This window comes from Pseudooceanicola batsensis HTCC2597 (assembly GCF_000152725.1).
Lineage (GTDB): Bacteria > Pseudomonadota > Alphaproteobacteria > Rhodobacterales > Rhodobacteraceae > Pseudooceanicola > Pseudooceanicola batsensis.
The window spans coordinates 1-18329 of sequence record NZ_AAMO01000022.1; the positions used below are offsets into that span (position 1 = coordinate 1).

Consider the following 18329-nt stretch of genomic DNA (forward strand, 5'->3'; position numbering starts at 1 on the left):
CCGACCCTGTCTATGGGTCAAAGCGAGACCGGCACACTGCCGGGATCACACATCCCATCATTGTGATGGGAAAAATATGTAACATAAACTCTTGCGAATTGCATTTTTCATGTTACATATTTCCTGCAAGATCATCTGAGGAGATAGCCATGATGCCCGTCGTACGCGTGAATGACGCCACTTTTGTTGACCTCAAGTCTGTGGCCACATGGTTAGGGACGGAGACACCTTCCCTGACCATCGACCGTCTTGTCCGGGAGAAAATGGAACAGCTCGGCCTCGAGCGCGATGACACATCAGAAGAGGTCGTTGCGTCCGAAGCCGTGAGCGCAACTTCCGACAATGGAGTTATGGAGTTTCGTTCCGCACCTGGCCTCTCGTTCACACGGTTGCTTGATGCCTCCGTTGGCGGTCAAGCACTTGCGAAGGCAAACTGGTCAAGTGTGCTGCTGAAGGTGATTGCTGCAACCAAGAAGAAAAATGGGATGGATGCGAAAGCACTCTGTCAGGAACTTCAGGTTCCTTCGAAGCCGCATGAGTACGGCTCTGAAGGCTATAAGTACCAAGCGGAACTAGGCATCTCGATTCAAGGACAGTCCGCACAAGACGCGTGGAAGGAAATCCACCGCCTCGCGGAGAAGCATAGCGTACCTGTCGAGGTACGCTTTCAATGGCGGGAGAACGAAAAAGCTCAGTATCCGGGTAGGATCGGAGTCCTCCGCGCGGGAAAGTGAACTGGTACATTGTCTAGCCAGCCGCGCACGTGATTGGCTAGAGAGTTCTTCGGTCAAACCGAACCACCTCAGCCCTTGAGGAATAAGAAAGCCGCACCGACCGGCAATAGGTACATTTTAGCCATGAAATTTGTTTATGTAGATGAAACCGGTGATCAGGCCCAATCTGATATCTTCGTTCTGGCTGCCGTCGAAATCGACGCCATCCGCCTCAACAAATACAGTCGCATTTTTTCGGAAATGATCGACGATGTGTTTGCGAAGCATCCTGGAAAGCCGCAAGATCTGAAGACACGAAGGTTCCATCGCGGTGCTGGCGGGTGGAACAAGATCTCCGGGGAAGACCGTAAGGCTTTCATGCACGCTGTGGTGGACGAGATCGCCACCAGTTCAAAGGTCTACGCATCTGCAATGTCCTTTGGAAAGTTCAAGGCGACCGATCACAAGGCGTTTGGTTATCCTGATGTTTCACATAGCTACTGGATCGCCAACGCGATGTTCGTCCTTTCACATGTGCAACGCGAACACTGTGACGATCCCAAAAACAAGGGTAACTGCGTGATCGTTGTAGATGACAACAAGGTTGAGCATGCCAACATGGCAGAGCTCATCTTCCAGCCTGACCCTTGGTTCGATGATTTAGCCTTCAAAGCCGCGTTCCTGAAAGCCAAGAGGCGTCCGAAGAACTGGGAGACACGCCGCTTCGATCAAATCGTCAACACGCCCTTTGCGATCAAGTCAGAGCATGCATCGACTATTCTTGTGGCCGATCTGGTCGCATTTGTTCTGCGTCGATACATCGAACTCAAGGCGGATGATGAGGCCTTCAAGGGTGAAAAGGATTTCTTCGAAGCCTTGTTTGCCAAACTAAAGCCAGTCATCAAGCCTCACAAAAACCTGCAGAAGAAGACTCAGGCCTATGGGTACTACCAATCCTTGCAGCCAGATGGCTGGGACTTTGCGCTGTAACTAGTGAAGCCGACATGGCCATGCACACAGGATAGAGGCGCTTATTTCGGCTTCTGATCGAACAAAACCACCCTTCCGTCACCGTCATCCGGGTCGTTGACCAGGACAAACGGCACATCCGCCCCGTCCTTCTCATACAGACAGCGGTACTTCATCTGGCCGTCGAGCGGATCGCGCACCTGATCATAGCGGTGGCTGTGCGGAATACCCTTCTCGATCCAGCCTTCAACACCTGCGGGCGTCACAAGCGATAACGGCTTTCCGTCCAGCAAGATCGTCTTGCCCACGTTGAATACTTCATACATTCGATCAATCTCCTCTGTCGTGTCATCGGGTTGCGTCACAGGCTGTGACCTTCGCCACGATCCCTGTCTCGCTTGTTTTCGTTCTCGTCGTCATCGCGCTCCTGCTCGCGCTCGTCCTCGATCTCCAGCTTTTCGCGCGGCTTGTTCAGCACGTCCTTCAGGCGCTCGTTGACGGACGGCTTGCGCGCCTCGCGACCGGTGCCCTCGCCCGTGTCATACTCACTGTGACCGTCCAGCTTGTGAACCGCCGCCTGGCCATCGCGCCCGGCGTCTTTCTCCATGATCTCTTTCAGCCGCTCCCGCGCATAATTGCGGCCTTCCGGTTTCGGCATGTCGTCCTGGTCCCGCGACCGGCCCACGACGCGCGCCAGCCGCTCCCGGAAGTCATCCGGGTTTCGGTCGCGGTCTTTCGCCGTCGCGGCCCTGAGTGCGGCCAGACCGGCAGAGACACGCCCCTGCCCCGCATCCCGCTCCGCTCCATAGGTCTCCCGCGCAATGTCCAGCCGCTCGCGCAGCTCGCGGAAAGCAGCACGGGCCTGGCGCGCGGCATGAACCACGGCCCCGCGCTCGGTGACCGGGACATATTCTCGGCCCTGGCGCTCAGCCATCGCCTTGGCCCGGCGTTCCATGGAATTAGCCGCCGGTCCCAGCTTTAGCTCGGGGTCGCGGTCCAGCTCCTCGGCTGAGAGCTGATCGCCCCGCTCCAGCGCCGCCTCGCGCTGCGCTTCGAGCGACCGATGATCGACGCGCTCCACCTCCCCTGCCCGCTCCAGCGCGCGGTTCTGCAACTCGGCCCAGAGGCCTCGCATCTGCTCGATCTCGACGCCACCGGTTTTCGCGGAATCGAGCACGCGGGTCTTGGCCGTGAAGCCATCCGCTTCCAGCTTGCGGGTGGAGGTCAGGACATGGGCATGGTGGTTGCGCTGATCGCCCTCACGGTGCGGCGCATGGATCGCCACATCGACGGCCACGCCGTAGCGGCTGACCAGCTCCTGGGCGAAGTCGCGGGTGATCTGTGAGCGGTCCTCGGCGCTGATCTCGGACGGCAAGGCCAACTCCCATTCGCGGGCGGTGACCGAGTTGCGGCGGGTCTCGCTGGCCTCGACCTCGTTCCAAAGGCGGGACCGATCTTTGGCCCAGTCCGGCGCGTCCTTCGGTGTCAGGATGAAGGTCTCCTCGATGCCCTGCTTGCGGGTGTAATCGTGGACGCGACCTTCACGCTGGCACTCGATGCGCTCACCGACACGGTAAGCCGCGGCTGCCGTGGCAGAGCGACCGGCGCTGCGTTTGATCGTCTTCACGGAGAGGTGGTAGCTGGCCATGCGCCCTACCCTCTCCGATGAAGCGAACGATCATCACGCACGCCGTTGCTGACCCTGGCCCATGCCCGAACATGGGCCACTGGGTCAGCCGTCTTTTCCCCGATGGATCGCGCCCCGCCCCGGCGCGATACGAGTGGAAAAGACAGCACGCCCGAAGCGAGCCTCTGGCTCTCTGAGGCGCGGGTTTGCCAGTGATCTGCCCCCAGATCCCCAGCCATATGGGGGGCGGGATATGGGGACAGTTCACTGGTGGTTTGCCGGGGGCAAACCCGGTTCGTGTCGGCACCGTCAGGTCCAACGACACGAACCTCCCGCAAGGGAGACGCCAGCGGCAGACCGGCCCCCACCGTGGGGCATTGGGCGAGACGCTGGTGCGAGTTTGTGGGACGCGATCCAACTGCCAAAGTTGGCCCTGGAGAGTTTGAGAGGCCGGGAGGGCCTTTCATTCCGACGCGCATCGCGTCGGACGGAGTTCGCCATCGGCTGAGGCCCTGCCTCAAGGAGATCGCACGCAAAGCTCGAAACCGCAGGTGAAGAGTTTGCATAAGTGCGCCCTTGTCCTTTACAGGCCTACGGGTAAGCGCTACCGATGGTTGTTGCAAGCCTAACCTTTACACCTGCCCTTTTTGAAGTGGATTCCCGAATTGGCCGAGACTGAGCTTGAACGCGCCGAGAAACGCTACGCCCAGGCCAAGGCCCGCCTTCAGGCTTTGAAGAACCGGGAAGCCACCAGACAGCGCAAGCTGGATACACGCCGCAAGGTGATCCTGGGCGGGGCGCTCATGGACCTGGCGGAACGGGATTCTAATGCCGCCGCGATGCTCGACCGGTTGATCCGCAACCTCTCCCGTGAACAGGATCGCAAAGCGTTTACGGAATGGGAGACGCCCTCCCCTGTCCCTACCGATGAGGACGCGTCCTGATGCGGAGCGTGATGCTCGTCTTCGGGGAGCTGTTCCACTTCTTCGGTCGGCTGGTCTTCACGCCCATACTGCTCGGATGGTTGATCGGCGCTGTCCTGTTCGGGGCGATGCTCGGAGCACTTGTGGCCACGCCGTTCATTTTCGCCTTCTTCGACCAGCCGCCCGGAGAAAGCGCCTGGCAATGGCTGGTCTTCGGTCCCTTCATGTTTGTGGGTGCTGTCTTCGGGTTCCAGTATTGGCGCATGGCCTCCGGTGCCGATGCTTATTTCGGGTTGACCGGGGACAGCCACGGTTCGGCCCGGTTTGCGAACCGAAAAGAGCTGAAGAAGCTTCAGCGGGAAGACGGTCTTCTGATCGGGCGCAATCCGCACACCGGACGGTTGCTGCACTATGACGGCCCGGCGCATCTGATCACCCTCGCCCCGACACGGGCCGGGAAAGGCGTCGGCACCGTGATCCCGAACCTGCTGGCAGCGGAACGTTCGGTTCTGGTGATCGACCCCAAGGGCGAGAACGCCCGGATCGCCGGGGAAGCCCGGCGGCGCTTCGGGCCGGTTCATGTCCTCGATCCGTTCGAAGTCAGCGGTCATCCCTCCGCCGCTTACAACCCGCTTGACCGGCTGACACCGGACAGCCTCGATCTGGGTGAGGATGCGGCCTCCCTGACAGAGGCGCTGGTCATGGACCCGCCGGGCCAGGTGACGGAAGCGCATTGGAACGAGGAGGCCAAGGCCATTCTCGGCGGGCTGATCATGTTCTGCGTCTGCCACGAGGACCGTGACCGCCGGTCCCTCGCCACCGTCCGGGAATATCTCACCCTGCCCCCGGAAAAACTCCGGGCGCTTTTGGAGCTGATGCAGGATAGCGACGAAGCAGGCGGGCTGATTGCCCGTGCCGCCAACCGCTTCCTTGGCAAGGCGGACCGGGAAGCCGCTTCGGTTCTGTCGAACGCGCAGCGCCACACGCACTTCCTGGACAGTCCCCGGATCGCGAAGTGTCTGGTGCGCTCGGACTTCGCCTTCTCCGATCTGCGCCACCGGATCACCTCTGTCTTCCTGGTCCTGCCGCCCAACAGAATGGACGCATACAGCCGCTGGCTGCGTCTCCTCGTCTCTCAGGCCCTTCAGGACATCGCACGGGACGCTGAGGCGTCTGTGGGCGCTCAGGGAGCCTCTCAGCGCCTCGAAGCCCCTGCCCTCTTCCTGCTGGATGAATTCGCCGCCCTGGGCCGTCTGGAAGCCGTGGAGCGCGCTATGGGGCTGATGGCAGGCTATGGGCTTCAACTCTGGCCGATCCTGCAGGACATGAGCCAGCTCAAGGACCTCTACGCCGAACGGGCTGGCACCTTCATCGCCAATGCCGGGGTGCAACAAGTCTTCGGGGTGAATGACTTCGAGACGGCCAAGTGGCTGAGCCAGATGATCGGCCAGGAAACTGCCGGGTTCCAGACCGACAGCTTCAAGCCCGGCGATGGCCCCAGCTTCTCGAATAACCTCACGGGCCGCGATCTGCTCACACCCGATGAAATCATGCAGCTTCCCCCGGATCGTCAGCTCCTCCGCGTCCAGGGGCAGGCCACCGCCGTCGCGCAAAAACTGCGCTATTACGCCGATCCTGAATTTGCCGGGCTGTTCACGCCTGACGCCCGATAACCTGAAAGCAATCCGCGCCATGTCTGACACGCCTGCTTCCCCTGCCCCGCTTTCGGACGATGATTTGCGCGAGACGCTCGATCTTCTCGCCACGGCAGTCGCCAGCATCTCGGATCGGGTGGATGACCAAACGCGGGTGCTCGACCGCGTGAATAAGACGGCGACGGAAGCCCGCTCTGCCGCCTTCGCGGCTCAAAAGCAAACCGACCCGGAACACTATGGCGAGATTGTCGGCGCAACCATCGACGGCAAGATCGGCGATACCCTCACCCGCGTAGGCCAGATGGCCGGTGATCTGCTCAGAGCATCCAACCACACTCAGGAAGTTCTAAGGAAAGCAGAGGATGCCAGGTCGGACACCCTGCGTCAGCTTTGGGAACGGGAACAGAAGCTGGATCGCTTTAAAAGCCGTCTTCCATGGTTTGGTCTGGGTGCTGTCGTTTTGGCTCTTGTCCTGACGGTGACGCTACCTCGTTTCTTAGCCAGCAACGCTTCCATGTGCGCTGTCCTAGGGGCATCCTGGACCACGACAACCACGGGCGTCGATGCCTGCGTGTTTTACCAACGGTGAGCGGTGAAGTGCTGATGGTGGTCGCGTCTGGTTGAGAAGCTGGGTGTTATATTTGTGTTATAAAAGGTGTTACGAGAATCGGCTTGCAGCCAAGGCACTGATACTAATCGAAAATAATGGAGTGTTTTTAAGTGTCGGTGTGTAGAGTATCGAAAATTGGTGGGTAGACTAGCGAAGAACGGTGTGTAGAGTATCGAAGAACGTGCCCGCTTGGTGGGCAGACTATCGAATAATGGTGGGTAGAGTATCGAATAATGGCGAGGCCTCGTAAACGCACTGCACTGCTTCCGCAGCGGCATACAGAGCCGGACCTTTTCGTGTGCGATATCCTCGATGCGACGCCGAAAAGTGATCGCGCCTCGATGGAGCATCCTCTCTTTTCCCTGTCGGTCAAAAAAGACTTGGCTGCATTCGAGTATGAGCAGGGCAATGTGAAGGTGAAGATCACGCCCGCTGCCGAAGAAGGACGTGCCAATGTTTTTGACCGGGACATTCTGATCTATGTGCTGAGCCAGCTCATGGCTGCGAAGAATGAGGGCCAGGAAATTGGTCGTCGGGTCCAGATTTCAGCCCATGATCTCCTCAAGGCAACGAACCGCCACACCACAGGCCAAGCTTATGCCACGCTCCGTCGCGCCCTCACCCGCCTTCAGTTCACTCAGATTGAAACAAATATCCACGATCACGGTGTCGGTGAGTGGCGCTCGATCTCGTTCATCACCGATGCTCGGATCGTCAAAGAAGATTCTACAGGCCGCTTGCTTAGCGTCGAACTTGAAATGGGCGATTGGCTTGTAAAAGCCATTGAAAACAAGAACGTGCTTACCCTGCACAAGGCCTATTTCCAGCTTCGGAAGCCACTGGAGCGGCGGCTCTATGAGCTGGCCCGCAAGCATTGCGGCAAACAGGACGTTTGGCGGATCGGCCTCGATAAGCTCCAGCACAAGACCGGCTCGACCTCCACGGCAAAGGAATTCAAGCGCCTCGTTAAAGCGATTTGTAAGGCGGACGAAGACCAATCACACATGCCGGATTACTGTTTCAGGCTTCTACACGATGTTCTGGAGGTCACGCCGAAACCCGAATTTCTGGACGTTTATGGCGACAGCCCGGCAATTGCTTCAGAGGTTACGGTGCGCTTGTCGTCCGACGCTTACGAGAAAGCCCGCGAGGCTGCTCCGACCTGGGACGTGTACTTTCTTGAACAGGAATGGCGGATGTGGATGAACGATCCACCGCGTCATCCTGATGCGGCTTTCGTGGGCTTCTGTAGAAAATGGTACGAGCGGAAGGGCCGCGCCCCATAACAGATAACCCATATCAGATATCCGATAATAGTTATTAGTTGACAGTTATCAGTTATGAGTTAAGGGTTGCGAAAACTAGAATGAGGCAGACCATGACCCAGGTCATAAGCGTAGTGCAGGAAAAGGGCGGAGCGGGCAAAACAACGCTTCTAACAGCGATTGCCAGTCTGATGGTTCAAGACGGTGCCAGGATCGCGGTGATCGATACGGACCCTCAACGCCACTTGGAAGCATGGGCGAAGAAAGAACAAACTGATCTTGATTGGCTCTATGAAGAAGATGACGAAAAGCTGATCCCTACCGTCAAAGCTCTAAAAAAGGCCGATCCCGCCTACGATGCGATCTTTGTCGATACTGCGGGTTTTAAGTCGGCTATGGCGATGCACGCCATCGCAGCCGCAAATCTGATCTTGATCCCATCGAAAGCCAATGAAGCCGACGCCAAAGGGGCCAAGCGGACGTTTTCGCACGTCCAAAGTGTTGCAGAGACGATGGAGAAAGAGATTCCGGCGCTAGTGGTCATGATGGATGTGGATACGCAGACAAACATCACACAGGCCATCGTTGATGCACTCGACGCACAGAACGTTCCGCGCCTCAATGCCATGTGCGCACATCGAACAGGCTTCAAAGAAATGACTTCTACAGGCCAGGCTCCACAGGGATCGGCGCGGCGGTCAGCTCAGTCGGTGCTCGCGGATTTGCAGGGTAGGGGTCTCTTGGGTTTTTATAGGAGCGGGTCATGGCCAAAGTCAGCGTAAATCTTGACGACGATCTGGACACGGACGACAGCTCGAAGAAGTTGAAGGCGATGACGGCACCTTTACCAAGTGTCAGCAAAGCGAAATCTTCCGCCCTGAAGGATGCGCCGCGCGTCCAGTTTTCATTCACCAACGTTCCGAAGCCAATCAAGGAAGCCTTTTCGGCAGAAGCGCAAAGACGCGGAGTTACTAAGAAAGAACTGCTCTACGAGTGTTTGAGAGCTGGTGGGATCGATATTCCAGATGCGTCTGAGATCGATGGCCGCAGGCGATAATAGTTATCAGTTATCAGGTGCTGACCAAATCAACGTCATGATAAGACTTAGAGAACATAAAAAGAAAATGCCGCCGGAACGGTTTAGCGATGCGGGGCAGGGCAGGGGGTTAAGATGCTGATAGCGGAAGCAGTGGAAAATGCCGAAACGAGTGCGATAAGCCTCCCGCAAGGTTTCGAGAAAGGCCAAGTATTCACGCCGACCTTTCTCGCGAGCTGGGTAGCTGAACTTCTCAAAGAGAACCTTGGAGCAGACTGGTCCGGCAGGGTTCTTGATCCGGCGTGTGGCGATGGTGAGTTGCTAGACGCAGCTGTTGCCAAGCTCCCAAAATCGAAACTGTATGGCGTTGACATCGATGCTTCTGCCACACGGTCTGCGCGGTCACGACTTTGCCCGTCGGCTACGATCAAGACTGCCGATATGCTTATGTGTCCACCTGCAGGCAAAACCGGAAAACCACTCAGGTTCGGTGCATTGATTTCTAATCCTCCTTGGGGAGCAGACCTACTTCATTCCCGAGAATCTCTGAAGAAGCTTGGATACTCTCTTGCCAATGGGCAGTTCGATAGCTGGTCCCTTTTCGTGGAGGCCTCACTAGGTGTCCTCGATCCGGGGGGTGTTGCTGCTTTCATCCTGCCCGACGCCATCTTTGCCCCAGAGCACACCGCGACCAGGGAACTCATCGCGCAGAATTTCTCCATAGAGTTGATTGCTCGCCTCGGTGAAGGCATCTTCAGAGGTGTGTATCGAGGAACCACGGTCCTCGTTGTTCGAAACGCGAAACCAGAGCCAAACCACCTCGTTGAAGTTTTCAGGCTGGCCAAGTCTGAAAGGGCTGCCGTGATGACTGGGTGCCTCGATCTCCAAGAGGCGCGTATGCGTGACCGGCATTTTGCCCCTCAAGGTCGGTTCGTTTCGGACACGCGGGCACGTTGGGACATTGACGTTCGCTCTTCAGACCAGAAGGTTTTGGAGAGAATGGAATCTGAAGGGGGAAATTGGTCAGAGTTAATCCTCTCTGGCCGAGGTGTAGAGCTATCGAAAAAGGGGCTTGTGAAAGCATGCCGCAGCTGTGGCCATGCAACCCCTGCACCGACACGTCCGCGCGATGTTACCTGTGCTGGTTGCGGCAGGACCGCTCATTCGGACGAGATGCTCACAGAACGGATCGTGGTAGGCGAACCTGACTGTATCCCAGGTTTCATGCCCCTGATCGTCGGCGAAGACATTGGGCGATACGATTTATCCTGCTCCCGGCAGATCAAGCTCGATGTGCCGGGAATAAATTACAAAGACCAAAAGCTTTATGGGCAGGAACGACTGCTCGTAAGGAAAACAGGCATTGGCCTGAAAGCCACGGTGACGAAGAAGGTCGCGGCATCGAACCAAGTCGTCTTCCACTATGTCCCGCGCTCAAAGGATCTAGGCTTCTTTCTATACTATGTGCTTGGTGTTCTCTCATCGCGCACGATGTTCGCATATCACCTTCGAAAATCAGGCGAGAACGAATGGCGCTCACACCCCTATGTGACGCCGAAGTCACTCGCTGCATTGCCGATCCCAACGCCAGAGGTTGGCACCCAGGCTTGGAGACAAGCCGTTGAAATTGCTAACCGAGTTAGAAAGCATCTCCGCTATCAGGGACGGAGTAAGAAGCTTGACCTAGAGATCGAGGGCCTGGTCGCGGGGCTTTATGGCCTAGGTCAGTCTGATCTCGGTTGGGTCAAGAAAGTGATCTGTGAAGCTCAGAACCTAGAGCCGATGCGTGCTCTTAGTGAGTTCGACGCCAGTTCGATCTCTATCGAGGTGGTGTCGTAAGTTCTCATGTCATATCGCTATATTGGTAATAAAACACGGCTTCTGCCGGTGCTCATGGATTCCTTTAGAGAGGCCGTAAACGACGGTGCAACTGTGGCCGACATCATGTGTGGCACAGCCTCAGTTTCCGAAGCCCTAAGAGAGAACGAGTACCGCGTTATCGCGTCTGATATGATGACCTTTGCAGCTCATCATGCGCGTGTAAGGCTGCTGCTTTCTGAGCCACCAAAGTTCACCGAGACGGGGCTGAAAGGCTACTCGGATGTGCTAGAGTACCTAAACCGCCTCGATCCAGTTGAAGGCGTCTTCTTCAAAGAATACTCGCCTGATGGATCACCTGCCAATGGTGGCGATCCCAGAAAATACTTTAGCAGCGAAAATGCAGGTATGATCGATGCGATCACAGCCAAGCTAAACCAATGGCACACGGACGCGGTCATCTCTCCGCTGGAGAATTCGCTATTGCGACATGACTTGGTACTTGCCGCCAATCGAGTAGCAAATATTGCAGGCACGTATGGCCATCATCGATCCAAATGGGGAAAGTCAGCTCAATCGCCTTTGGAGATGCGCCCAACACAGATACTCAACGGGCATCGAACTGACCACATCGTGCACCAGGGAAGCGCCGAGACCGTCGCGCCACTAGTAAAGGCCGATCTGTGTTACATCGACCCGCCCTACATGAAGCGCCAGTATGCTGCGAACTATCATATCATTGAGACCATCGCTCGGGGCGACACGCCAGAAGCCGTTGGTGTTAGCGGTCTGCGCCCTTGGCGTGATCAGTACTCGGACTTCTGCTCAAAGGTAAAAATTCGTGATGCCTTCCGTGCGATCTTCAATGGCGCTGAGTGCGATCAGTTCATGATCAGTTACAGCGAAGATGGGCTACTGTCCGAAGAACAGCTTCTGGAACTGTTCTCCGAAGTCGGCAGTGTAACACTCAAGAAAATCCCATTCTCCCGCTTTAGGAGCAATGCAGGCGGGCAGGGGGGAACCGTTATCGAGTATCTCTTTCACATCAAGCGGTAGCGACCGCACCGCCAGCATCAGAGATCACTTTGGCATGCTCGGGCCGCCAAGTAATCGTGAAGGTCTCTCCGTTGATCGTGAAGTCAAGTTTGTCATCAGCGATCTTGGAAAGATCAATCCCTTCAACAACGGCATAATGCAACATCCGATGAATGTGGGCGCTGATGACAACAAGGTTCGCGGGGTCGTCTGAGCCGCCTTCGCCAAGTGGAACCAAGTGGTGAACTTCCAAGTACGGTTCACCGTTTACCTTTGAAAACACAAAGTCATCTCCGGTGACCTGGCAAGTCTTGTAGAGCCGCTTAAGGTCTCGGACAGCTTTGCGGTTTCTCTCGAAGGTTTCGATGACTTTCTGGGTCTTCTTCACTTCTTCCGATGAGCTGTCGTCTTGGAACAAGTCCGCTGCGATTGCTTCCTCAGTGCGACCAGCCTTCGCATTGTAAGGTGCCTTCTTCGGCGGTTTTTCCTCGGCATCGACCCCGGCTTCAGCTTCCGTGGCAGCGTATGGTTGCACGCCAAATGGGTCTTTTAGACTGGTGACATCAAGCTCCACGGGTGGGTCGAAGGAGAGATGCCCAGCGGGTTCGACAAGCATCTCTTCAAAACGTGTGTCAACTGCGGCGAGACGTTGGATTTCTTCTGTACGGAGCCAGCCCGCCCAATATTCACCTTGACCAGTCTTGAGGATGAATATTCTGACACCAGCGGTAAGCTCAATTACCCTGGGGTCTTCAGCTGAAGACATGTCTGCTGGAGCGCGGGGAAAATCACCGTGATCTGGGTGCCACGCAAGCACACGGTTACTCGATCGACTTAGAAGCTTCTGAGAACGAATGTTGACGCTAGCGTCACGCCTCTGGCCAATCGCAACCTCTTGGCGACCCAAATTCCCCAGGCTGTTGATTTCAACGGTCCAAAGTGGTCCGCTCTTCGTAACTGTAGGTTCGACGTTGGCAAAGAATGAGTGCCACGTATCGAGATCGACGTTTCGAACTGGCACATCGATGTAGGACTGCCCGCCTCCTCGATCCTCCGTCCCAGGTGGTTTGTTGATGTTGAAAAAATCGGCTGGCGTAATCTGCCGAAATACTAGTTCTTTCAATTCTGCCAATGTCTTGCCCATGCTGCAATTTGACGAGCTGAGTCGCCTTCATTGCTCGCGACACTACATCAGAAGATCATCTGCCGTCATCTAAGCCCGTCTCACCGTTCGCTCGCTTACCTTAAACAACCGCGCAATCTCGGAGACGTGGCGTTGGTCATCATCACGCATCCGACGCACTTCGGCCTTCTGAGCGGACGTTAGGGCAGGGGGCCTGCCCCCGATCCGGCCACGCTTGCGGGCAGATGCCAGACCTTCCCTGGTTCGCTCGGAAATCCGCTCCCGCTCAAACTGGGCGATAGAAGCGAAGACATGAAACACGAGACGGCCTGCTGGCGTTGTCGTGTCGATGTCTTCAGCCAAGGACCGGAAGCCGGCACCGCATTCCCGGATCGCCTCTACGATCTCCAGGAGGTCCTTCAGGGACCTCGCCAAGCGGTCATACTTCGTGACGGTCACAACGTCGCCGTCGCGGAGCTGCTCCAGCATTCTGTCCAATTCCGGGCGGGTGCGCCTCGATCCGCTGATCTTGTCTGCGAAAACCTTCTCGGCACCGGCTGCTGATAGTGCGTCGGTCTGTGAATCCAGGCTCTGGTCGTCAGTGCTGACGCGGGCATATCCAATGATCATGCTTCATTGTGACAAAAACCTGCCAAAACCGCAAAGGTTTTGCCGGGGGTTTTTGTCCTGGCTAAGCCGTTGATCCTGGGAAGGGTGGGGCGTTTGGACAAAAACGACCGTTTTTGCTGGTAACTTGCTCAACCTCAGCATCGATCAATACCTGAGCTGGAGGTGTTTTTGAGCCTCCGTCAACGTCGCGGATCAGTCCGAATACACGGGCTTTTCTTCTTAAGTTATGGTTGACATGCCTGAGATCGGCGCAACGATACTGAAAGATGAGATTGTTGAATACGAGGCCTCAAGTTCACATATGATTATTAGGCTACTAGTTGGAGGAGGATGACTTGGAAAGGATCACGATCAAGGCGAAAACTGCTACCCCCGAGAATACCGAAAAACTTGGATTCTTTATCGGTGAAGATGTTCGACAGGAAAGGATACCTATTCCCTTCTACGATCACGTCGACGAAGGCCAAAACATACCATTCGAATATACAGGCAAAGCAGTTCTACGCACTGCTCGAATTCACCCAACGGAAAAGCCTAACATCTGGCTTGAGCGCCATATGGACATGACGCAGTTCTTCATTGGTCTAGGAACAAGCCGATTTGCAATGCTTCTGGCAGACTCAACCCATCACCTCCAAGACGAGGCCTCGAACGCTCCGAATATTGATGAGATAGGCTGCTATGTGTTTGAAGGCGGAACTGGGATACTACTGAACAAAGGCGTTTGGCACGACTTTCCTATGGCGATTGATCAACCGGTTACATGCATCACCGGCAATTCTGATGAGGTCGTAAAGGCACTGATAGCAATGGATAAACCTGGAGAAATGGACCAAGGCGATGTTTTTAAGATTAACCTGATGGAACGTCTTGGTATCGAAATAGCTGTGGAGCACTGAGAATGAACAAAAATGACCTGATGCAGAGGGCTATTGATCTAGCCAAGGAGAACGTTGAAAATGGTGGCTGGCCGTTTTCAACGATAATTGTAAAGGACGGAGAAATATTAGCAGAAGCTGTAAATTCTGTACAAAAAAGTCATGACCCATCGGACCACGCGGAGATTGCCGCGATCCGTATAGCAAGTAAGAAGCTTGCAAGTCCTGATCTTTCAGGCTGTACGATGTATGTTGTTGGCCTTCCGTGCCCTATGTGCCTTACCTGTATGATTATGGCGAAACTCACCGATGTAGTTTACGCAGTTGATGTCGAAAAGAAGGACGCTGCTCTTTCTAAACTACCACTTACCGATGCATTGTATGATCTCGTATCCGAAGACCATGGCGGCAAAGTCGTAAGTTACACACACATGTCCGAGTTTTCCGAACAAGGAGAACAGTTATTTCGCGAGTGGAATCGGGACTTCTAGTCAGACATCTTTTTTGCGGCAGTCGATTTTGATGGTTTCGACTTTGCACTTACGGACCGCCTTCTGACAGGTGCTTTGGCAGGCTGAGACGGCGGTTCGTTCTTCGCACCCTGATGCTCTTCCCGTAGATACCAGATAGCAATCACACCACTCTTTGGCAGCAGCCATCCAGTATGCGAAATCTCCGCGATTCCGTTCTCTGCGCCCCTATCGGCGGAGAAGCCAAGTTCGTAGCCGAGAAACTCGACTCGATGGAAGTAGATGATATCTTTAATATCAGAGAAATCAAAAGTTACTCGGATGTCTTTTGCAGGAAACTCGTATAGTATGAAAATATAATCATCCCAATCGATTGGGTATTCAACGGTATATTGCAGCAAGCGTTCGGACGAACCATCGGTCGCTGCAGGGAGATTTGCTACGAAGGTGTCCTCGAAGCCACTTTCTGCGCTCACAGAAACCGGGTGACCATCGACGCGAAGGTCCGACACGCCGTAGTGCGCATCGATCTCCTCCTTCGAAATTCCTTTATCATAGAACTGTGCGTCGTTGAGCTTGAAAAAGAACTCATAGCGCTTGTAGTCCTCACTCAAGAGGGTTGGCTCTGAAGCTAGCTGTGTATTTTCATCCTCTGTTGCCAACCTTTTGAAACGAAAATGTATGGTTCTAGAACCCGGCAAGACTTTTCTGTACTCGTACTCCTGAACTACACGGATGTACTTCCCACATGGTGAGGGTCGCATTTTAATTCGCAGCCTGTAATATGGTAGACATACACCGCCGTAGTCCGAAATCTGATTGATCACGGATTCGACCAACCCATCGTATCCCACAGCATGTATACCATCCAAAACTTGTTGGGCCTCCCTGTTATTCACGAGCCCGTAAACTGCGGTAGCGAGCAATCCAACAGCAATAGATGTGAACAAACCCATAATAAATCTAAGGGTTTCAGGGTCTGTTAACGCACCTCCAATCTTCGTGTAATCAAAGTCAACAGATTCCAAAGCAAACGCTATGATGAATACGATCACACAGCCAATCAGTATCCACAAAATCGTTCTAGTGGACCTATTGTCTGTCCGTGTCTTCACTCGTCTCATTAATAGACCCCCTTCAGCTATAGATAAAAAATCACGACAACACACAGTTTGGCAACGGTTTATGCTTCCTGTGAAGTCTCGACCATATCTCGCAGCGCTGCATTGGGTATATGTCCGCGCGAAGCGCCGGGCCTGTCGGCGGGTGGCCTTCAGGTTGCCCGCCGACAGGTCATCCTGAAACCGCCCACACCCTCGATCACGCCAGAACGCAAAAGGCCCCCGCCTGCTGTCGGGGGCCTCGATCATTTCAGCGGTGCGGACTGTTACTCAGCGGCCATCCGGTCGGCACGCGCGGTGCGCTCCGTGATGTAATCCACGGCCTTCTGCGCCTCGGACGCGGCGCGGAAAATCGCGCGGCTGTCTTCCTTCATCGCCTCCAGCCATCCTTCGACATAGGCCGCGCTCTGATCGAATTCAGGCTCCACCCCGATCTGTGCGCAAAGCATGCAGTTGCCAATCTCCGCAACCAGTTCCTCGAACGCGTAGGCCTTCCGGTCGTTGAACCGGCCCAAACGGTCCAGCCGCTTTGTCGCGCCTGTCCAGTGGATTGTCTCATGGGCCAAGGTGCCAAAATACCCAGCCGCTCGATAAAACGTGCCAATCGGGGGCATATGAATACGGTCGGTCTTGATGTTGTAGTAGGCGCGCGGCTCCTCGGTCACATCGATCTGTGCGCCGGTCGCGGCAAAAAATGCCTCCAACTCGGGATCGGCCACGGTGCCAAAATCACGGGGCGGATCGGGCAGGATGTAGAATTCAGCGGGCAAGCCCTCAATCTGGTCTGCGTTGAACACGCGATAGGCCTTGGCATAGGGAATCTGGCGTTCCTCACCGTTCTCGTCCTCGCGCTCGACGGTGCCGTATTTCACGACCGTGGCGGATTTCTCGCCCTTGCGGACATGGCCCCCAAGCTGCTTGGCCTGATTGAACGTCATCCAGCGGGCTGAGCTGTAATCCTTTGCCATCGCTGTCGCCCAAAGCATCAGGATGTTGATGCCCCGATAGGCCTCGCCGTTGAACCGTTCCGGCAAGCTGACACCTCCTCCTCCGCCGGTCCATGGCTTGCGCCAGGGCGGCGTTCCCGCCTCGATCTGCGCGATGATTTGATTAGTGACATGGGAATAAACGTCAAACTTCTCTGCGGTCATTTGTGACCCTCCTTCGAGTGACGCGGGCCGGGTTTCTTCCCGTTTTCCGCCGATGGGCGGGCCTTCCTGTTCTAATCTTTGGAATGCCCATGCATTCCGAAGGGCAGAGCAGGTAAGGGCAAAGCCCGTCCTGCGGCCCGGCGGGGCCGTGACAACCGGGTGGAGGGCGTGAATTTGGGAGGGAACCGCGCGCCTGCGCGTGGGAGGAACCGGAATTCTCGACCGGAACCGACGCCATCGGCGGCGCTTGCCGGTTTTCTCGGACCTGCCGGGATGGCAGGCGGATCAAGAGGATTTGAAAACGGTCAGGGTTGGGGTGAGCGGGCGTCAGCCCGTCGATCTCCGACCCTGTCTATGGGTCAAAGCGAGACCGGCACACTGCCGGGATCACACATCCATCATTGTGATGGGAAAAATATGTAACATAAACTCTTGCGAATTGCATTTTTCATGTTACATATTTCCTGCAAGATCATCTGAGGAGATAGCCATGATGCCCGTCGTACGCGTGAATGACGCCACTTTTGTTGACCTCAAGTCTGTGGCCACATGGTTAGGGACGGAGACACCTTCCCTGACCATCGACCGTCTTGTCCGGGAGAAAATGGAACAGCTCGGCCTCGAGCGCGATGACACATCAGAAGAGGTCGTTGCGTCCGAAGCCGTGAGCGCAACTTCCGACAATGGAGTTATGGAGTTTCGTTCCGCACCTGGCCTCTCGTTCACACGGTTGCTTGATGCCTCCGTTGGCGGTCAAGCACTTGCGAAGGCAAACTGGTCAAGTGTGCTGCTGAAGGTGATTGCTGCAACCAAGAAGAAAAATGGGATGGATGCGAAAGCACTCTGTCAGGAACTTCAGGTTCCTTCGAAGCCGCATGAGTACGGCTCTGAAGGCTATAAGTACCAAGCGGAACTAGGCATCTCGATTCAAGGACAGTCCGCACAAGACGCGTGGAAGGAAATCCACCGCCTCGCGGAGAAGCATAGCGTACCTGTCGAGGTACGCTTTCAATGGCGGGAGAACGAAAAAGCTCAGTATCCGGGTAGGATCGGAGTCCTCCGCGCGGGAAAGTGAACTGGTACATTGTCTAGCCAGCCGCGCACGTGATTGGCTAGAGAGTTCTTCGGTCAAACCGAACCACCTCAGCCCTTGAGGAATAAGAAAGCCGCACCGACCGGCAATAGGTACATTTTAGCCATGAAATTTGTTTATGTAGATGAAACCGGTGATCAGCCCAATCTGATATCTTCGTTCTGGCTGCCGTCGAAATCGACGCCATCCGCCTCAACAAATACAGTCGCATT

The 18329-nt window shown here is 55.5% G+C and carries 19 protein-coding genes; 13 read left to right on the forward strand and 6 right to left on the reverse strand.

Annotated elements, in window-relative coordinates:
• Positions 1-149 precede the first annotated feature (149 nt).
• Both OB2597_RS22460 and OB2597_RS04035 read left to right on the forward strand, forming a co-directional pair.
• Complete coding sequence (locus OB2597_RS22460) at positions 150-734, forward strand: T4SS efffector SepA family protein (RefSeq protein WP_009804236.1); 585 nt, start codon at positions 150-152, stop codon at positions 732-734.
• Between the two features lie 123 nt (positions 735-857).
• Complete coding sequence (locus OB2597_RS04035; protein WP_084658599.1) at positions 858-1703, forward strand: DUF3800 domain-containing protein; 846 nt, start codon at positions 858-860, stop codon at positions 1701-1703.
• Positions 1704-1744: 41 nt separating this feature from the next.
• Here the strand turns inward: OB2597_RS04035 and OB2597_RS04040 are convergent, their stop codons facing one another.
• Together OB2597_RS04040 and mobQ are read right to left on the reverse strand one after the other, a co-directional pair.
• On the reverse strand, positions 1745-2008 hold the full coding sequence (locus tag OB2597_RS04040) for a hypothetical protein (RefSeq protein ID WP_009804239.1): 264 nt from the start codon (positions 2006-2008) through the stop codon (positions 1745-1747).
• 35 nt (positions 2009-2043) lie between these two features.
• Positions 2044-3330 (reverse strand): MobQ family relaxase, encoded by a 1287-nt coding sequence (mobQ, locus tag OB2597_RS04045; protein ID WP_009804240.1) that lies wholly within the window; start codon positions 3328-3330, stop codon positions 2044-2046.
• A 644-nt stretch (positions 3331-3974) separates the two neighbouring features.
• Between mobQ and OB2597_RS04050 the strand changes: the two genes are divergently transcribed.
• From OB2597_RS04050 to OB2597_RS21260, 8 genes are all read left to right on the forward strand, one after another.
• Positions 3975-4253, forward strand: coding sequence for a hypothetical protein (locus OB2597_RS04050; protein WP_009804241.1), 279 nt, complete (start codon positions 3975-3977; stop codon positions 4251-4253).
• On the forward strand, positions 4253-5905 hold the full coding sequence (locus OB2597_RS04055; protein ID WP_009804242.1) for a type IV secretory system conjugative DNA transfer family protein: 1653 nt from the start codon (positions 4253-4255) through the stop codon (positions 5903-5905). Before OB2597_RS04050 ends, OB2597_RS04055 begins: the two co-directional genes overlap by 1 nt.
• Positions 5906-5924: 19 nt before the next feature.
• The gene (locus tag OB2597_RS04060; RefSeq protein WP_009804243.1) at positions 5925-6476 is read left to right on the forward strand and encodes a hypothetical protein; all 552 of its coding nucleotides are present in this window, start codon (positions 5925-5927) and stop codon (positions 6474-6476) included.
• A 317-nt stretch (positions 6477-6793) separates the two neighbouring features.
• The gene (locus tag OB2597_RS04065) at positions 6794-7783 is read left to right on the forward strand and encodes a replication initiator protein A (RefSeq protein ID WP_238529703.1); all 990 of its coding nucleotides are present in this window, start codon (positions 6794-6796) and stop codon (positions 7781-7783) included.
• A gap of 92 nt (positions 7784-7875) precedes the next feature.
• Entirely contained in the window at positions 7876-8544 is a 669-nt protein-coding gene (locus tag OB2597_RS04070; protein ID WP_009804245.1) for a ParA family protein, read from the forward strand.
• Positions 8526-8819, forward strand: coding sequence for a hypothetical protein (locus OB2597_RS21750; RefSeq protein WP_148234674.1), 294 nt, complete (start codon positions 8526-8528; stop codon positions 8817-8819). Before OB2597_RS04070 ends, OB2597_RS21750 begins: the two co-directional genes overlap by 19 nt.
• Positions 8820-8933: 114 nt before the next feature.
• A complete protein-coding gene (locus OB2597_RS21255) occupies positions 8934-10637 on the forward strand; it encodes an N-6 DNA methylase (protein ID WP_084658605.1) in 1704 nt (567 codons plus the stop codon).
• Positions 10638-10643: 6 nt separating this feature from the next.
• Positions 10644-11672: a DNA adenine methylase gene (locus tag OB2597_RS21260; RefSeq protein ID WP_040609092.1), complete on the forward strand. Its 1029-nt coding sequence runs from the start codon at positions 10644-10646 to the stop codon at positions 11670-11672.
• Here OB2597_RS21260 and OB2597_RS21755 read toward each other — a convergent pair.
• Both OB2597_RS21755 and OB2597_RS04095 read right to left on the reverse strand, forming a co-directional pair.
• Positions 11662-12795, reverse strand: coding sequence for an HNH endonuclease (locus tag OB2597_RS21755; RefSeq protein WP_148234675.1), 1134 nt, complete (start codon positions 12793-12795; stop codon positions 11662-11664). The genes OB2597_RS21260 and OB2597_RS21755 overlap by 11 nt on opposite strands.
• A 69-nt stretch (positions 12796-12864) precedes the next feature.
• Entirely contained in the window at positions 12865-13404 is a 540-nt protein-coding gene (locus OB2597_RS04095) for a recombinase family protein (protein WP_009804250.1), read from the reverse strand.
• 335 nt (positions 13405-13739) lie between these two features.
• On the opposite strand from OB2597_RS04095, the gene OB2597_RS04100 reads away from it, so the two are divergent.
• Together OB2597_RS04100 and OB2597_RS21265 are read left to right on the forward strand one after the other, a co-directional pair.
• The gene (locus OB2597_RS04100; RefSeq protein ID WP_202944573.1) at positions 13740-14303 is read left to right on the forward strand and encodes an ureidoglycolate lyase; all 564 of its coding nucleotides are present in this window, start codon (positions 13740-13742) and stop codon (positions 14301-14303) included.
• Between the two features lie 2 nt (positions 14304-14305).
• Positions 14306-14773 (forward strand): nucleoside deaminase, encoded by a 468-nt coding sequence (locus OB2597_RS21265; protein ID WP_009804252.1) that lies wholly within the window; start codon positions 14306-14308, stop codon positions 14771-14773.
• On the opposite strand, the gene OB2597_RS21760 is transcribed toward OB2597_RS21265, so the two are convergent.
• Entirely contained in the window at positions 14770-15807 is a 1038-nt protein-coding gene (locus tag OB2597_RS21760) for a hypothetical protein (RefSeq protein ID WP_148234676.1), read from the reverse strand. The genes OB2597_RS21265 and OB2597_RS21760 overlap by 4 nt on opposite strands.
• Positions 15808-16139: 332 nt before the next feature.
• The gene (locus OB2597_RS04110; RefSeq protein ID WP_009804254.1) at positions 16140-17024 is read right to left on the reverse strand and encodes an ArdC family protein; all 885 of its coding nucleotides are present in this window, start codon (positions 17022-17024) and stop codon (positions 16140-16142) included.
• 490 nt (positions 17025-17514) lie between these two features.
• Between OB2597_RS04110 and OB2597_RS22465 the strand changes: the two genes are divergently transcribed.
• On the forward strand, positions 17515-18099 hold the full coding sequence (locus OB2597_RS22465; protein ID WP_009804236.1) for a T4SS efffector SepA family protein: 585 nt from the start codon (positions 17515-17517) through the stop codon (positions 18097-18099).
• Positions 18100-18329 lie beyond the last annotated feature (230 nt).